The 16,051-nt window shown below is 60.1% G+C and carries 12 protein-coding genes; 5 read left to right on the plus strand and 7 right to left on the minus strand.

Annotation, left to right across the window (positions count from 1 at the left end):
• Positions 1 to 95 precede the first annotated feature (95 nt).
• From IVB18_RS14390 to IVB18_RS14410, 5 genes are all read right to left on the minus strand, one after another.
• The gene (locus IVB18_RS14390; protein ID WP_247989487.1) at positions 96 to 1,691 is read right to left on the minus strand and encodes a DHA2 family efflux MFS transporter permease subunit; all 1,596 of its coding nucleotides are present in this window, start codon (positions 1,689 to 1,691) and stop codon (positions 96 to 98) included.
• Positions 1,684 to 2,202: an isoprenylcysteine carboxylmethyltransferase family protein gene (locus IVB18_RS14395; protein WP_247989488.1), complete on the minus strand. Its 519-nt coding sequence runs from the start codon at positions 2,200 to 2,202 to the stop codon at positions 1,684 to 1,686. Before IVB18_RS14395 ends, IVB18_RS14390 begins: the two co-directional genes overlap by 8 nt.
• Positions 2,199 to 3,248 (minus strand): 3-oxoacyl-[acyl-carrier-protein] synthase III C-terminal domain-containing protein, encoded by a 1,050-nt coding sequence (locus tag IVB18_RS14400; RefSeq protein WP_247989489.1) that lies wholly within the window; start codon positions 3,246 to 3,248, stop codon positions 2,199 to 2,201. The genes IVB18_RS14395 and IVB18_RS14400 overlap by 4 nt, the downstream gene beginning before the upstream one ends.
• A gap of 269 nt (positions 3,249 to 3,517) precedes the next feature.
• Entirely contained in the window at positions 3,518 to 4,114 is a 597-nt protein-coding gene (locus tag IVB18_RS14405; RefSeq protein ID WP_247991623.1) for a Fe-Mn family superoxide dismutase, read from the minus strand.
• Between the two features lie 297 nt (positions 4,115 to 4,411).
• Positions 4,412 to 5,218, minus strand: coding sequence for a sulfurtransferase/chromate resistance protein (locus IVB18_RS14410; RefSeq protein WP_247989725.1), 807 nt, complete (start codon positions 5,216 to 5,218; stop codon positions 4,412 to 4,414).
• A gap of 395 nt (positions 5,219 to 5,613) precedes the next feature.
• Between IVB18_RS14410 and IVB18_RS14415 the strand changes: the two genes are divergently transcribed.
• The 3 genes from IVB18_RS14415 to IVB18_RS14425 all read left to right on the plus strand — a co-directional run bounded on the left by IVB18_RS14415 (position 5,614) and on the right by IVB18_RS14425 (position 11,228).
• Positions 5,614 to 6,195: a c-type cytochrome gene (locus IVB18_RS14415; protein WP_247991639.1), complete on the plus strand. Its 582-nt coding sequence runs from the start codon at positions 5,614 to 5,616 to the stop codon at positions 6,193 to 6,195.
• Between the two features lie 543 nt (positions 6,196 to 6,738).
• Entirely contained in the window at positions 6,739 to 9,954 is a 3,216-nt protein-coding gene (locus IVB18_RS14420) for an efflux RND transporter permease subunit (RefSeq protein ID WP_247989726.1), read from the plus strand.
• Positions 9,955 to 9,992: 38 nt separating this feature from the next.
• Positions 9,993 to 11,228 (plus strand): efflux RND transporter periplasmic adaptor subunit, encoded by a 1,236-nt coding sequence (locus IVB18_RS14425; protein ID WP_247989727.1) that lies wholly within the window; start codon positions 9,993 to 9,995, stop codon positions 11,226 to 11,228.
• 132 nt (positions 11,229 to 11,360) lie between these two features.
• Here IVB18_RS14425 and IVB18_RS14430 read toward each other — a convergent pair whose 3' ends face one another.
• Positions 11,361 to 11,834, minus strand: a complete 474-nt coding sequence (locus IVB18_RS14430; RefSeq protein WP_247989728.1) for a nuclear transport factor 2 family protein — start codon at positions 11,832 to 11,834, stop codon at positions 11,361 to 11,363.
• 781 nt (positions 11,835 to 12,615) lie between these two features.
• Entirely contained in the window at positions 12,616 to 13,587 is a 972-nt protein-coding gene (locus IVB18_RS14435; RefSeq protein ID WP_247989729.1) for a helix-turn-helix domain-containing protein, read from the minus strand.
• A gap of 443 nt (positions 13,588 to 14,030) precedes the next feature.
• Between IVB18_RS14435 and IVB18_RS14440 the strand changes: the two genes are divergently transcribed.
• Both IVB18_RS14440 and IVB18_RS14445 read left to right on the plus strand, forming a co-directional pair.
• Positions 14,031 to 14,810: a DUF3050 domain-containing protein gene (locus IVB18_RS14440; protein ID WP_247989730.1), complete on the plus strand. Its 780-nt coding sequence runs from the start codon at positions 14,031 to 14,033 to the stop codon at positions 14,808 to 14,810.
• 563 nt (positions 14,811 to 15,373) lie between these two features.
• Positions 15,374 to 15,826 carry a hypothetical protein gene (locus tag IVB18_RS14445; RefSeq protein WP_247989731.1) on the plus strand — a complete coding sequence of 151 codons (453 nt, stop codon included), beginning with the start codon at positions 15,374 to 15,376 and terminating at the stop codon, positions 15,824 to 15,826.
• Positions 15,827 to 16,051 lie beyond the last annotated feature (225 nt).

Genomic DNA, 16,051 nt, shown 5'->3' on the forward strand with positions numbered 1-16,051 from the left:
CCATGCGCACGACACCAAGTACGCCCTCCCGGGGGGCCTTGATGCGCATGAGCCAAAATGACGGCGCCAGCGATCACATCTTATCATTTTGATACTTACAGCGTTGGAGGCGGCCTCTCCGAATATGGGTTCGTTGTTCCAAGTTGGTCCGTGCCCGTATCAGTGCCTTCCGATGAACCACCCGCGAACGGAATGAGCAATAGTCCGAGCAATGCCACGCAAGCGAGGAGGGCCCAGGCTTCGTTGGCACTGAGCGCGAACGCGGCCTTTTCGACCATGGGACGCAGATAGGCTTCAATCGTGGCATCCGATACCTCCGGAGGGCGGTGGGTAAACAACATCAGGTCAAGCCCGATCGCCTGAGCCGCAGTCACATCGCCCGCAATCAGACGCTCGCGCAGAGCTTCGGCGTGCTCGCCGGTGCGGCCATAAAGGATCGTATCGATCAGCGCGATACCGATTGCGCCCCCAACGTTTCGCATCAGATTGAACAGGCTGCTTGCGTCGGGTACCTGTGATGCGGTCAGCGAACCCAACGCCAGCCTGGTCGGAGGCAGCAGGCAAAACATGATCGCAACGCCGCGCAAAACTTGCGGCCAGAACATTTCCTTGAAGTCGGCGACACGGCTCTCGAATGCACTGCAACCCAGTCCGATCGCGAGCAGACCAAACCCCACCGCCGATAACCAGCGGGGATCAAATCTGCTTTCCAGCGTGCCGGCAATCGGCGCGGTCACCAGCTGCGAAACGCCGGTGACGAGCATAATCGTGCCTATTTCAAATGCGTCATGATGTCGAACATAGGCAAGGAAGACCGGCATGAGATAGACCGAGCCAAACAATCCAACTCCGAGAAAGAAACTCAATGCGCAACCGATCGCAAACGAGCGCGATCTGAATGTCGATAGCTCGACCACCGGATACGCGGCCCCGAGTGTTCGGACGGCGAAGACAGTTGCCGCGGCAGCACTCAGGACGATCAGGATAGAGCAGAATGGAGAAAGCCACCCATGTTGCGGGCCTTCCTTCAGTCCGATCTCCAGGCTTGCAAGCGAAACCGCCAGAAGTGCGAGAGAAGGCACGTCGAGTGTAGTCAGATCAGAAAGCCGAGGCCGCTCGCTCGGGAGCAGCATTGGCGCGGCGAGTGCGGCGATCACGCCGGGGGCGACATTGATCAGAAACAGCCAATGCCAGGACCAAGCTTCGGTAATCCAGCCACCGACCACCGGCCCGATCGTGGGCGCCAGCACGGCCATGATGCCGGCCATTGTGGTGGCAACGGGATGCAAACGGATCGGAAACAGCAGGAAGACAGCGGAAAAAACTGCCGGAATCAACACGCCGCCAGCAAAGCCCTGAAGCGCGCGGAAGCAGACAAGTATCGTAAAACCGCCGCTGAACGCGCAACCGATGGAGGCGAGGGTAAAGAGGCTGATCGCAATAACGAACAGCCATCGCAGCGTCAGAGCGCGCGTAAGCCACCCGGTCAGTGGAATGGCGATGATCTCGGCGATCAGATACGCGGTTTGAATCCAGCTCATCGCCTCTCGCGATATGGCGAGTGTACTCTGGATCGTGGGCAGCGAAGTGGCGACGACCTGAATGTCGAGGATCGCCATGAACATGCCAAGGCACATCAGGACGAAGCCAAGCCACGTAGCCGCACTCGGCTCGGTAACCCGCTCAGTCATGATGCGCCACGCACAATGTCTCACGGGATGCGGCGAGGGCGCGGTTTTCGGCCCGTATGCGGATCGCGAGAACCGCAGCGTTGAGGATGGTGAAGACGACGGCCAGCAGCGGCAGACCTAGAACCAACGGAAGCACGGCGATCTCGCCAGCGACCACGGCATAGTTAGGATGCGACAGAAATCGATAGGGTCCCGCCGACACGAGCGGCTGTCCGGGCAGAACAATAATCCGCGTCGTCCATCGTGAGCCGAGCGTCCGGATTACCCAGAAGCGAAGGCACTGAAGGATAAGGTAGCCGGCCAGGGCAACGACATTCACCGGTTGATCGTGTCCGAACACCCACAGCGACAACAGCCAGGCTGCATGAACCGCGACGATCAGCGGATAATGCCGGGGTGCCGCCTCAACGGCGCCGCCGGCCAGGAGCTTTCGAGTGTTAGAGTGTGAATGGACGAGTTCGCCGGCGCGCTGCAGCGTGACTACGCCGAGGATGAGTTCAGAAAACGTCACGCAGCGTGCCGTAGCGTGACACAGCTCGCGGTGAAGCCGGGTCCGAGCGCCGTCAACAGCGACCGCGCCGGCAGCCCCTTCGCGCGAGCCAGCTCAAGCACAAACAATACCGTGGGTGACGACATGTTGCCAAAGTCGGCGATAGTCTGCCGTTCATGGGAAAGCGTTCCTTGGTCGAGCGCGAGCGCGCCTTCCAATGCATCTATAACCTTCGCGCCGCCGGGATGGCAGATGAACCGGTCAATGTCTTCCATCGAAAGGCGCATGCTGGAGAGAATTTCCGTCACGGCGGAGTTGAGATGCGTCGTGACGAAGTCAGGTATAGTGCGGCGAAAGATGACGCCGAATCCTTCCGGGTCGACATTCCATCCCATGATGCCAAGCGTATTCGGCCAAAGGTGTTCGCCGGCAGCCTCGATCTGCGTCGCGCCGCCATCGCCCGCGCGCAGCACGATTGCAGCAGCGCCGTCGCCGAACAGGCTCACGGCCACAATGTTAGCCTTGGTAAGTTCGTCCAGGCGAAGTGCAAGAGAGCAGAGCTCGATCGTGACCAGCAGCACGTTGGCGCCTGGCCGAGCCTGGGCGAGGCGCGACGCAATCGATAGACCCGAAACCCCGCCCGCACAGCCGAGACCAAACACCGGTACACGCATTACGTCGGACCGGAAACCCATCCGGCGGGCGACGCGCGCTTCGAGACTTGGTGTTGCGATTCCCGTTGAAGAGACGGTCACGACAGATTCGATATCGCCGCCAGTAAGTTGTGCGCTCACAAGCGCCTTCTCGGCGACGTCGACAAATAGCGCTTCAGCTCCTTCGAGAAAGGCCTCGGTGCGTTCCGGCCAGCCTCGTCGTTCGAGATACCAGTCGAATGGCTTGACGCCGTGACGCTTAACGATTCCGGTATTCGAAAAGATGCTTGAGAACCGTTCGAATTCAGGAAAGCGGGCGCCGAAGACATCCCAGGCTGCCGTCAGAACGTCCTTTTGCAAAAGCACGTGGGGAGGCACCGACGTTGCAAGGGAGACCAGGGCAGCCTTGGGCATCGAGGATCTTCGCGCTTCTGTCATCAGCATAAGAAACATCGGCGCGGTGCAAATATTTCGACGCTTGCAAGAAATGATCTAGCCGGACAGGTCACTAAAACTTGAATGGCGCTACGACTTCCCAGGTTTCGACTGCGACATGCAGAGCATGTTGTTCTGGTTGCGCTAGGATTTGTGACGTGCGGCAGCTCATGACCGAGCTCCGTCGTAAGCGCGCCGCATCGCCGGCAAATTGTGCACCTCTACGCAAGATATCTCGCACCCAACCACTAGCCTTCATGGCTGTACTGATCGTACAGCTTGGCAGCGTTGTCCCAGCGGATTGCCTCCATATAGATGTCGACATAGCGCGCCGCCGCCGCACCATAGTCCATGTGATAGGCGTGCTCGTACATGTCGAGCACCAGCACCGGACGACCGCCGGCCAGTGTCGTGGTGTGGTCCGCCGCCCATTGGTTCACAAGGCGCTTGTCGCGTGGCGAGTAGGACAGGATCACCCAGCCAGAACCGCCGCCTTCTGCCTTGCCCATCGCGACAAATTCCGCGCGCCAGCGCTCGAGGCTACCGAAATCACGGGTGATAGCCTCCGCCAGCGCGCCGCTTGCGCCGGCACCACCACCGAGTCCGTCGAAATATATCTCGTGCAGGATCATCGAGTTCGCGGCGATCAACTCTTCGCGCTTCAGGCCGTTGACTATGAAATTCGGCGCCTTGGTGAAATCGAGCTCGGCCAGCTGCGCGCCGATCGCGTTGAGGCGCTTTACGGCGCCAACGTAGTTATTCTCATAATGGCTTACGAGAACCTTCTCCGAGATGCCCTTGATCGACTTCGGGTCGAGTGACAGGGGTTTTGCTTGATATGGCATCGTTCTGGCTCCGTTCGGTTGGTTAGTTTGGGCGAATGCAGGGCTCGCCGCCAGCGTTGCTGCTGATGCGGCGGCAGCAACGAGTCCCGCTCCCTGAATGAAGCTTCGGCGTTCGGTTTTGATGGTCATGGGAATCTCCTTGGGTTGACGTCTCCCCGAAAGGTGCGCGGGGGCGGATGACTGGTTCGTTGTGGACTCATGGCAAGGGTGCGACGTCGCAGGTCGCAGACGCGATCGCGAACAGCACGCCAAGGAAGCGTGCTTGCCTCCTCATAAGGTCGCTTTTCGGTAGCACCGTCAGGCTCCCGCGGCGCGCGCCGGCCAGTTGTGCGTCTCGGCTTGCAGAGAGCGGCACCAGGTGTAGAGCGCGTCGTAGATGACCATGCCGTGATTCAGCATTTCGTGGTCATCCGGGAAGTTCGCGGAGAGGCCGAGCGAGATCGCGAACAGGCCGCCGCATTGAGGGCTCAGATCGTGCCGCGAGGTGTCGGCACCCCGAACGATGGTTGCTAGATGATCGAGCGCCGGATCATTGATCTCGTAGATGCGCAGGATGGTATCGAACGAGCAGCGCTCGCCCTCATGCGTGAATTCCACGCCGTCGATGTCGTAGGTGATCCCACCCGTTTGTTGGGCAACCGCAACGACCTGATCCTTCGGAACGTAGATGAACTCTGCATTCGGATCGATGAAGCGGCGGATCAACCAAGGGCAGGCAATGCGGTCGATCTTCGGGTGTTCTCGCGTGACCCACTTGCTCGGGGTAGGGCCGATGTTGCGGCGGGTCGGCAATCCCTGCTCAGTCCAATCGGCGATACCGCCTTCCAAAAAATCCGCCTCCATGCCCATGAGGCGCAATGCATCGGCCACGCCCTGGCTGACTTCACATCCGTGAATGCAGTAGGTGACGATCTGGCGCCCGCTCGGTAGATCAGTTCGGCATTCTTCGACGTTGTCCGGCGAGCGATGAAACGCATCGGCCACGAGCGTTCCGGCGCCGGCAAAGTCAGCGTCGCGGCGCACGTCGACGATGATTGGCGCCGCTTCGGAGCCGTGCCGTGCGTACAGGATTGCTGGTGAAATGGAGTGTTTACGGTCGTCCATGCGCAAGTCTCCTCGACAAGTCGAGTGTTGCGCAGCGCTTGGACCGTGGTCTCAAGGGGAGACTGCATTTCCCCTTCGCATCTAATAATTTGGCCACGAGGCAAAAGCAAGAGCAAGGACTACCGACGACCGATCGGGCTCGGGTCGCTCGTGGTTAGTTTCAGCAACAGACTCGCGTACTGATAGACGTTCGAACGGGAGCATCACAAATTCGTGCGGGAGTTCGGCCACTACGTTCGTGGGAAACTTGTTGTGAGCGGTTCGGAACCTTCACGGCCCGAGGCGACTTAGAGCGGCTGCTTGCTCGGAACTCTATTGCCGAGGCAACAAACTCACTCAAGGGCGCGGCCGAACTGGAGGCAGGCATGAAAACGGTTTATGGAATTGTCGCGGAGATGCCCTTTTGCGCCTTGCTACTGACCTCCGCGATGATGGTTGGGGTGGCTGGAATTGCCAATGCAGCCGACGAGACGATCAAGGAAAAGGCGGCGGTATGCACCCCCTGTCATGGTGAAGCGGGTATATCCGGCACGGAAAACACTCCGTCGCTAGCCGGGCAACCCGATGCCTTCTTGCAGTGGCAACTAGTGTTCTTCCGCAGCGGCTCACGGAAAAGCGAAGTCATGCAGCCGATGGCCGAGCAACTCAACAATGAGGACGTTCGCAATCTCGGCGCCTATTTTGCCTCGCTGACGCCGCCGAAAGCTTCCGCACCCGATGACAATCCCGACTTGTCTAGGAAAGGTGCGGAGGCGGCCGCAGGACGGCGCTGTGCGTCATGCCACGGCGATACATTTGCCGGAACGAAAGCGGTTGCGCGTCTCGCCGGCCAGCGCGAGGACTACCTGGTCAAAGCGCTACATGACTACAAGTCAAGCTTGCGAGTCGGTGGTGGCGTGGCGGCGATGGCGGATGTCGCCTATCCCCTGAGCGAAGAGGAAATCACCGCGCTCGCGCACTATCTGGCGCATCTCTAGCCTTCATCTTGAGCAGGTCATTCCGCACCTAAACCGGTCACTCAAAAGACTGTCGCGCCTGACCATCACAATTTCTGCGGTTTGGCTTGACACCATGGACAGAGGTGCAATCACCCAGCGGAACGCGGACCTGTCATGCGACGCCGCTACGTCTACAGAAATGCAGTGGCGGCCAGCGCGAGGAATATCTCCTCAACTCGTTGCATGACTGCGTTTTCGGCGCTCGGCCGCGTCATTCTACAAGACATAGGTCCACGATTTGTCTGCACCACAAATTGGATTTCAGGAACGTGAAAGTAAGTTTACTTGAGACGACCGCATTTGATTGCCATCTTGGATAGTCATCTACCGTCGGGGCCCGCAGACTCCCGGCATTCTAAGACGGCTCGCCGTCCAAGTTCTGCTCGCCGCTCGAGGTCGTTGAACCTTGAGGGGTGAGCTTTTGGGCAGAAAAATGAGCCGTATTTCTCCGAAATGTCCCGCTCGTTTCCGTTGGTGCCGTCGAGGCGCGCTCCGCGCGGTGAAATCGGCTGAGGCGTCACGATGAGCTTGGTGTCGTTTGCATTGCGACGTCCGATCTCGCTTTTGACGATGGTCATAGCCGTCGCGTTGGTGGGTTTTCTGGCGGTCGATCGCATGTCTCGGGACATCTTCCCTGATATCGGGGTGCCCGTGCTGTATGTGGCGCAGCCTTACGGCGGCATGGACCCGGCGCAGATGGAAGGGTTCATCGTCAATTATTATGAGTACCACTTCCTCTACATCACCGGCATCGAACATGTGGAAAGCAAATCGATTCAGGGCGTCGGGCTGATCAAGCTCCAATTCCATCCCGGCACGAACATGGCGCAGGCTACGGCCGAGACGGTTGGTTACGTCGACCGCGCCCGCGCTTTCATGCCCACGGGAACCGTGCCGCCGTTCGTGATGCGGTTCGACGGTGGGAGCGTCCCGGTCGGCGACCTCGTCTTCTCCAGCAAGACGAAAACAGTCGCCGAGCTCCAGGATGCGGCGCTCTTCAAAGTGCGCCCGTTGTTCGCGACCTTGCCAGGCGTGTCGGCCCCGCCGCCGTTTGGTTCGAGCCAGCGCACCATCCTCGTTCGCCTGGATCCGGAGAAGCTGCGTTCCTACAACATGTCGCCGGACGAGGTGGTGCAGGCGCTGAGTGCCGGTAACACGGTCAGCCCATCCGGTAACGTCCGGATCGGCAACCTCATGCCAATGGTGCCGGTCAACTCCGTTGTGGGGGATTTCAAGGGTCTGAACAACATTCCCATCCGCTCGCACGGAACGCAAACGATCTTCATCCGCGATGTCGGATCGGTCGAAGACGGCGCCGACATCCAGACCGGCTACGCGTTGGTGAATGGGCGCCGCACAGTCTATATCCCCGTGACCAAGCGAGCGGACGCTTCGACACTCGCGGTCGTCCAGGCCGTCAAAGGCAATTTGCCACGCTTCCAATCCGTCCTGCCCGATGATGTTGAGGTCAGTTACCAGTTCGACCAGTCTCCCTATGTGACGCGCGCCATCCAGGGCCTGTTCGTCGAAGGCGCTCTCGGCGCGGTGCTCACGGGCCTCATGGTGCTGCTGTTTCTGCGGGATTGGCGCAGTTCGCTCGTCGTGGTCTTGAACATTCCGCTCGCGATCCTCGCGTCGGTGACGGCGCTCTGGGTATCGGGTCAGACGATCAACATCATGACCCTGGGCGGGTTGGCGTTGGCTGTCGGCATCCTGGTCGACGAGGCGACAGTTACCATCGAGAACATCCACACCCGTCTTGCTGACGGCCGTAGCCTTGCCCGTGCCGCGAGCGAGGCCACCGCCGAGACGACGCTGCCCCGGTTCGTGGCCATGCTCTGCATTCTGGCGGTGTTCATTCCCGCCTTTTTCATGACCGGCGCTGCGCACAATCTGTTCGTGCCGCTGGCGTTGGCAGTCGGCTTCTCGATGGTGGGGTCGTATCTGCTTTCCAGTACCTTTGTGCCGGTGTTGTCGGTTTGGATGCTGCGCAATCCGAGCACGCACCACGGGCCGCAAGAGACGTTTTTCGATCGGCTGCGGGCTAGGTACGATCAGTTCGCGCGCGCGGTCATGAAACGACGGCGCACCATCGTGCTCTCCTATCTCGTGATCTGCGGCGCAACCATTTTCCTGATCGGCGGCTCTCTTGGCACCGAGATTTTTCCGATCGTCGATACCGGCCAGTTCCAATTGCATCTCCGGGCTCCGGCGGGAACGCGCATCGAGCGTACCGAGCAGATCGCGCTGCAGACACTCGACGTTATCAAGCGCGAGGTCGGGCCGGATAACGTGGACATCAGTCTCGGTTTTGTCGGCACGCAGCCGCCCAATTACCCGATCAATACCATTTATCTCTGGAGTTCCGGCTCCGAGGAAGCGGTGCTGCAAGTGCAGCTCAAGCGCGGCGCCGGGATCGGCATCGAGGAATTGAAGGAGCGGCTGCGTCAGAAATTGCCCCAGGAACTGGCAGGTGTGCGCTTCTCATTCGAGCCAAGCGATATCGTCAGCCAGGTGATGAGCTTCGGCGCGCCGACCCCGATCGAAGTAGCAGTGAGTGGGCCGAACCTCGCCGATAGCCGCCAATATGCCGACAAGCTGCGAGCGAAATTGTCACAGGTGCCGACGCTGCGAGACCTGGGATTCGAGCAGGAGCTCGATTACCCGACCGTAAAGGTCGCCGTAGACCGCGAGCGTGCGGGCGTTCTGGGCGTGACGGCGGATGACGTGGCGAAGTCGGTTGTCGCGGGCACATCATCCAGTCGCTACACATCCGCGAATTATTGGCCCGATCCCAAGTCCGGCATTGGCTATCAGGTGCAGGTCGAAATTCCCGAGCACCAGATGAATTCCCTGGAGGAGGTCAAGAACCTTCCCATTGCTCGCCGGTCGGGCCAACAAATCGACCTCCGCAATGTGGCCGGCGTGACCGACGGCACGGCGCTCGGCGAATACGATCGCTACAACATGCAGCGCATGCTGACACTCAGCGCCAATATCTACGGCGAGGATCTGGGTCGCGCGGCAGCCCGCGTGCAGCAGGCGATCAGCGATACGGGAAAGCCGTCAGATCGCGTGAACGTGACCGTGCGCGGGCAAGTCCAGCCGATGGCGGAGATGTTCGGAGGCCTGCGTCTGGGACTCTTGATGGCGGTGGGTGTCATCCTCCTGCTGCTGACCGCCAACTTCCAGTCGTTCCGGCTTTCCCTGGCGGTGGGGTTGACGATACCCGCCGTCCTCACCGGGGTTGTGCTCATGCTATGGCTCACCCGGACCACGCTGAACATTCAATCCTTCATGGGCGCGATCATGGCGATTGGCGTGGCCGTGGCAAACGCCATCCTGCTCGTGACTTTCGCCGAGCGCAGCCGGGTCGAGGGTCGTGAACCATGGGAGGCGGCGATAGAAGGCGCACGGAGCCGTCTGCGTCCGATCCTGATGACCAGTTTCGCGATGCTGGCCGGCATGGTGCCGATGGCGCTGGGTCTGGGAGAGGGCGGAGAGCAAAGTGCGCCGCTTGGGCGGGCGGTGATCGGCGGTCTTCTCGGCGCGACATGCGCTACGCTCGTCATCCTGCCTGCGATCCTGGCCATGCTCCAGTCACGGCATGCTCCGGTTTCCGCGTCGCTCGATCCTGACGACCCGCATAGCCACTATTTTGAGCCGGAGCAGCGGCTCGGGCCGGCGTGGGATCGTCACGACGGACGCGCCGAACACCATGCTCGGGCGGCGGAATAAGCGGAACAGCCACAACCCGAGTTTAAAGGCGGAACGTCATGAATTTCACAGGTCGAACGGGCATAAAGGTCTTGGTGGTGGTGGTCGGCGTCGGCGCGGCGAGCATCGTTGCCGATTGGCATCTGGCGGCATCGCCATCGCCGGTGAATTCAAAGAGAGCAGAAAGTCCTCCGCGGGTCGAGGTTGTGCGTCCGCACCGCGCTACGGTGGCACAGCGTCTCCAAACTAACGCCACCCTCGAAGCCTTTGAGGAAGCGGATCTCTTCGCCAAGGTCTCGGGATACCTGTCCGATGTTCGCGTCGATATCGGCGATCACGTCAAGGCAGGTCAAGTGCTCGCGGTTATCGACGTTCCCGAAATGAAGCAGGAGCTTGCCGAAGCAAAGGCCGAGCTCGAATCCAAGAAAAGCTCGCTAGAGAGCGCGCGCCGCCAACTGGACCACAACAAGGCGGACGTAGCGCTTCAGAACGCCTTGGCGAAAGACCGGGAGCAACTGGGCGAGGGAAGGCAGTTCATCAGCGACCGGACACTCGATCAGGTCCACGCCAATGCGGATATCGCCAAGGCAGATCTCGGGGTTGCGGAAGCGAACCGCGACCTCGCGGCCAACCAGGTCGACGTTGCCACCGCGACCGTGGAGAAGATCAAGACTCTGCTCGCCTATACGCAGATTTTGGCGCCCTTCGATGGTGTGGTGTCTCGGCGCCAGGTGAACCGGGGCGATTTGGTCCAGGCCGCCACGGCCACGCGGACGACGCCGTCCGCAGGGTCACTTTTCACAACGCAGCGGATCGATACGATACGGGTGTTTTGCGACGTTCCTGAGAACGACGTACCTCACCTTCACGTCGGCGATCCGGCCATCGTCAAGCCGTCTGGTTTCGACGGTAAGCCATTCATCGGCAAGGTAACTCGCTTCTCGCAGCATCTCGACCCTGAGACCCGCAACATGCGCACCGAGATCGACCTTCCCAACTCGGAGGAACGGCTATATCCCGGCACGTATGCGGAGGTCTCACTGGAGATGAACCGGCGTCCCGATGCACTTACCGTACCCACCGGGGCTGTAGGTTCGGATGGCGACGGCAACTTTGTCTACACCATCACTGACAATCGCATCACACGCCTCGCCGTCAAGACGGGGCTCACCGATAACGGTCGCATCGAGGTGACTGCGGGCCTATCGGAGGAGACGCCGGTGGTGGCAAGCACCAAGGGCATCCCGCCACTGAGAACGGCGGTTCAGCCGCAGATGGTCCGGGAGAACTCCTAGCATCACGGCATGGAGACTGAATGCGAAATATTTATGCAGTGACGGTCTGGTGTGTTGACCGCATCAGGAAGCATCCATCCTCAGGCGCGGTCGCGCTCGGCCGTAACGCTTGCGGGGCGCTGTCACTGCCGTCTATTGGTCGGCCGACTCCGGCACGCTCGGTTCGACGAGGCGCATGTGCCATCCATCGGCGTCGCGTCGATAGACCACGACGATGCTGCCGTGCTCTTCGCGAAGATTGCCATTCGCGCCCGGCACCGTGACGGTGAATTGGGTAAGGCCGTACCCGCCATTGCCCTGGACATGCGCTTCGACGACTTTGATCGCGTGGCCCCGGGCACCGGAGGCGAAGCGGCTGGCATAATAGGTCGTGAGGGCCTGTCGGCCACGCACGATCGAGCCGGACGGTGCGACCAGCACGCCGTCCGAGGCGTAGAGCGCGGCCATGCCAGCGGGATTCTTGGCGGCGTAATTGGCGTCATATTGCTGAGCCAGCGCGGTCGCCGCCTGCATCAATTCCGTTTCCGTAACATTCGCCGCCGGGGCCGGGGTGGCCGTAGCGCCGACCAGCAGGGCAAGCAGGGCAAGGGTGAGCAATCTGTTCATTTCGGGTCTCCTCGAGATAATAGGTAGATGGAGGGCAGACCACGGTCGCGCTACTGCAAAGATGCCTCAACGGCGATTCATTCTGTGCGTTGATTCGAGTGACTTCGGATTTTGCTGATGAAGAAATCCGGTGCGCGCGTCCGAAGTCGGCCCGCGAAGTACCGATCGGCTCTGAAATTGTTTGCTTATCTGGGTAAACCGGAAGTGATTGGCGCGCAGTCAGAACGACGCGACGGAACCGCCCCGTCGGTGCCGCACGTAAGAAATTCAAGAGCTGGCTCAGTGTCGTGTGAACTGCATGCGGATGATTGAAGGAGGTAGCGCAAGTTTATCGGGTGTGGGGAAAGGCGGTAGCGCGCGCTCCCCTGACTGGAACTCCCGACGGCTCACAACGGCTCCTGGGTAGCAGGCGCGCCGGCTGCCGCATTCTGTTCTTGCAAAGTGACCGTCTCCACCTCACGCCTTTAGCTTGGCCCGTGGCGGCTACCCGGTTGCGAGAGATTAGGCGCACAGCTTTCCTTAGTGATCAAATGACGCACGGCGGCCAAAAGGGTTTCGGCATGACAAAGCAAGGCCGATCGGGGCACGCGACCCGATCGCCCCGTTTTCGCTTCCTGGAGAAGCTCGAGGCACAGAAGAACGATCGCAACGATCGCTCCGGGATCAAGGACCCGAAACAATCCGTCGAGGAGCTATTCCATCCCCGGAAGCCAACGCGAATCTGACGGACTATCCAAGACTGCTAATCGCTCACCTGTCGTCGTGAGCCGATGGCACACGCTCATTCGGGCTGCTGCCGGGCGTGAACAAACCCTGCGGGACGTGCAGCTGGTGCGTGACCGAACCGGTGTCGAAACTTTCTCGCGAAATGTGCGTAGCCGCGAAAGCCGCAAGCGTAAGCAATCTCGCTGAGGTGTTGATTTCCGGCCAGCTCCGCCCGGCGATGCAGAAGACGTGCGGCCTGATCTAGACGGAACGAATAGATGAATTCACTGCAGGTCGAACCGCGCTGCGTGAACAGTTTCTGCAGATAGCGCAATGATATCCCCGCTCTCGCCGCGGCTTCGTCCGGACAAAAATCCGGATCCGCGAAACCGTCCTTGATGATGCTGCGGACACGCATGAAGAGCTTGTCCGCATGACGCGACGGCGCCGGATCAACCGGTGCAAAGAGGGCGCCGACAAGATCATAGACAGCTATTCGCATGTGGGAATTGGCACAGGAGTGGGCTGATCCTCCGTCTTCGCCGGGATTCCGGATGAGATCAAGGAGGAGGCGCCCGGCAGCCGTTCCGCCGCGCCGGTAAAGCCCGCCGCGTGGCTCGAATCCGAGGTGGGAAACGAGCGACCGCCGCGGCAAAACAAGGGCTACGGACTTCCACAACTCGGCCCCCACGCTCGCAAAGAACGTCGCGGGCCGAGCCACGTCGACCAGCACGACATCGCCTACATCGCATCGCAAGGCCTGTTCGTTGTGGGTCATCGCGGACTGGCCGGCGACCTGAAAGATCGCGATGTAGTGGTCCGCGCCATCGAGGCGAACATCCCGCTGCGTCCGCTCGACTCGCTGAGCATTAGAACTAACCTCGGCTGCCGTTAGCCCAAAGACGCTCATGGGCCGCAGCCAGCCGATAAATGCCTTCGGATCGATACCTTCCGGATTGAACCGGCCGCCCATCGCGCGCACGAGTTCTTTCCACGTCTCATAATCCAGAGTTGGCAGCGCGACATTCTCGCCCGCATTTCGTGGCATGGGACCATCCATCCTCGAAAACCCGATTGGTTGGCGACCGAAACGGCATGCATGAGTAGACTTGCAAACGGTGTCGGCACCGTACTGCTTTGCAGACGTCGAGCTATCTGCAGCCGTCCGCTGACGCAAAGGGACTCGCATGCACGTGAGCCAAAATGAGGACGTAAGCGATCACGTCTGATCAAATTGATCATCAGCCGACAAACCCCGTCGGCTTCAAACCCAGGCGTCGCGCTGCGGACTTTTGCAGTTGACGTCGTTGTTACAGCACCAATCGCAGCGTGGAATAATTCTGGACAGAACGATTACGCACTTTGATGAGTACCGGCGCGCACGAACGGCTCTGAGATACTTGCACGTTAGCTGCACGGGATTAGGTCGCCGAAGCCGGGCTCACACTTCAACCAGAGCTCAGGTCAAACATGCTGAAATAGAGGTCAAACATGCCGAAACAGGACCGTTACTGCCTCAACACCCTTCGCACGCAGCTGCTGGATCACCCCGTTTACGCGGAGGTCGCTTCCGTCGAGGATCTGCGGCGATTCATGGAAGATCATGTCTTCGCCGTCTGGGATTTCATGTCGCTCCTTAAGCGGCTGCAGCAAGACCTGACGTGCACAAAAGTGCCGTGGTTCCCGGCGGAAAACACTAAGGCTGCGCGCTTGATCAACGACATCGTGATCGGCGAGGAAACGGATGTCGATCCGGACGGCTCCTATGTTAGCCACCTCGATCTCTACCTCCGCGCCATGGCGGACGTCGGCGCCAGCACCCGTCAATTCGACACGTTTCGCTCGCTGGCGCGGGTCGGTACTCCGGTCGAAGCAGCTATGATGCGGACCGGTGTGCCGCCTCATGTGCAAGTATTTGTCGCGCATACGATGGCGCTGGCCCAGTCGGGGTCGACAGAAGAGGTCCTAGCGGCATTCTTTTACGGCCGCGAGGACATCATCCCGGAGATGTTCAGCAGGCTTAGAACGAAGCTCCCTGCCGCGAGCAACGACAACGATCCCTTGCGTCATTTCATCTACTACATCGAGCGGCACATCGAGCTCGATGGCGACAGTCACGGTCCAATGGGGCGAGAGTTGCTCGAAGCTTTGGTCGCGGGCTCGCCGCAAAGGGACGAGCGGGCTCTGCGCGCCGCGTGCAACAGCATCAAGGCCCGGGTCGAGCTTTGGAATGGCACGTTAAGCACACTTCGCGACAAGCGCGCGGCGTGAAGGCCATGCCCGAAACGTCAGCCGCCGGACGACAGAGGGGTGGGGTTCCGATGGCTTCGCGACGAGCAAGCTAAAAAAGCAAGAAACACACCCGCCGCTTCCCTGCGAAAGGCGGCGGGGTGTTCTCTGTCGCGCGGTGACTCACCCATCGCGGCGACAGCACCCTATCTCAGACAGAGAATTGGTGCTTTGAAAACAGCATACATTAATCGCGTCGCGGTGCATCCGATGGTGACGGTGCCAACGATGTTCCATGGACGCGTTGCCGTTCTGCCAATTGTTGCGATCGTAGTCGCCATTCAGGAAGGTCAATTCGGATTCAATTTCAGCAGATGTTCGCTACGAAATTCCAAATCAGGCTACATCTGCAACCGTGGGCGCGCGCTTCGGCCGCGCCGCGCGCGCCGCGAACAACTCCTTCACTAAATTTAAATTTAATCAGGCGTGGCTCGCGGAGAGTTGAGTAACGAACTCGTCGAAGCTGGTAGCGATTCTCCAAGATGATTCCCACGTCGAAAGCCCGGTCCTGCTTGGGAGCGAAATATCTCTGACGGAGAATGGTCATGTTACGTAAGACAGTGATCGCGTTATTGGCAGTTGCGTCCATTGGCCTGGTTTCGCCAACGATGGCGTTGGCCCGTGGCGGTGGCGGCGGCCACGGAGGCGGCATGGGCGGCGGCGGTGGCGGTTTCCATGGTGGTGGCTTCGGAGGAGGCGGATTCCATGGTGGCGGCATGGCGGGCGGATTCCATGATGGCGGTGGTTTCCACGGAGGTGGATTTCGTGCTGGTGGATTCCACGGCCGTGGATTTCATGATCGCGGCTTCGGGCGGCGTTTCGGCTTCGGCTTCTACCCGTACGACTACTATGACGACTACGCTTACGACTATCCGCGTGGCTATTATCCGTATGCCTACAGCGATTCATACGGTGACGACGGCAGTTGCTACGTGGTCCAGCGACGCGTGCACACTAAGCATGGCTGGCACCTGCAACCCCGTCAGGTGTGCGGTTGATGGACTGTCGTAGATCGATGTTGATCGCGATCGGGCATCTGACAGATTGAGCATCCGGCCACAAGATGACCTCGGCGCGAGAAAGCGCTGAGGTCATCTCTCCTGGTTGCAGGTCTTGCCCCGAAGCGATCGGGATCTGGCTTAAATGGAAATTCGCGATCGGCCGCTTTTGGCACTTTTCACTACTGCTGTGCGTTTTTCCGCGAGCATCCGGTTCTCCGCACC

The organism is Bradyrhizobium sp. 186, assembly GCF_023101685.1.
Classification (GTDB): Bacteria; Pseudomonadota; Alphaproteobacteria; order Rhizobiales; family Xanthobacteraceae; genus Bradyrhizobium.

Coding starts and splice junctions, on each gene's coding strand:
- IVB18_RS14430 (WP_247989728.1), bottom strand. CDS start 11,834: ATGAACAGATTGCTCACCCTTGCCCTGCTTGCCCTGCTGGTCGGCGCT.
- IVB18_RS14405 (WP_247991623.1), bottom strand. CDS start 4,114: ATGCCATATCAAGCAAAACCCCTGTCACTCGACCCGAAGTCGATCAAG.
- IVB18_RS14410 (WP_247989725.1), bottom strand. CDS start 5,218: ATGGACGACCGTAAACACTCCATTTCACCAGCAATCCTGTACGCACGG.
- IVB18_RS14435 (WP_247989729.1), bottom strand. CDS start 13,587: ATGCCACGAAATGCGGGCGAGAATGTCGCGCTGCCAACTCTGGATTAT.
- IVB18_RS14425 (WP_247989727.1), top strand. CDS start 9,993: ATGAATTTCACAGGTCGAACGGGCATAAAGGTCTTGGTGGTGGTGGTC.
- IVB18_RS14390 (WP_247989487.1), bottom strand. CDS start 1,691: ATGACTGAGCGGGTTACCGAGCCGAGTGCGGCTACGTGGCTTGGCTTC.
- IVB18_RS14445 (WP_247989731.1), top strand. CDS start 15,374: ATGTTACGTAAGACAGTGATCGCGTTATTGGCAGTTGCGTCCATTGGC.
- IVB18_RS14420 (WP_247989726.1), top strand. CDS start 6,739: ATGAGCTTGGTGTCGTTTGCATTGCGACGTCCGATCTCGCTTTTGACG.
- IVB18_RS14440 (WP_247989730.1), top strand. CDS start 14,031: ATGCCGAAACAGGACCGTTACTGCCTCAACACCCTTCGCACGCAGCTG.
- IVB18_RS14400 (WP_247989489.1), bottom strand. CDS start 3,248: ATGCCCAAGGCTGCCCTGGTCTCCCTTGCAACGTCGGTGCCTCCCCAC.
- IVB18_RS14415 (WP_247991639.1), top strand. CDS start 5,614: ATGCCCTTTTGCGCCTTGCTACTGACCTCCGCGATGATGGTTGGGGTG.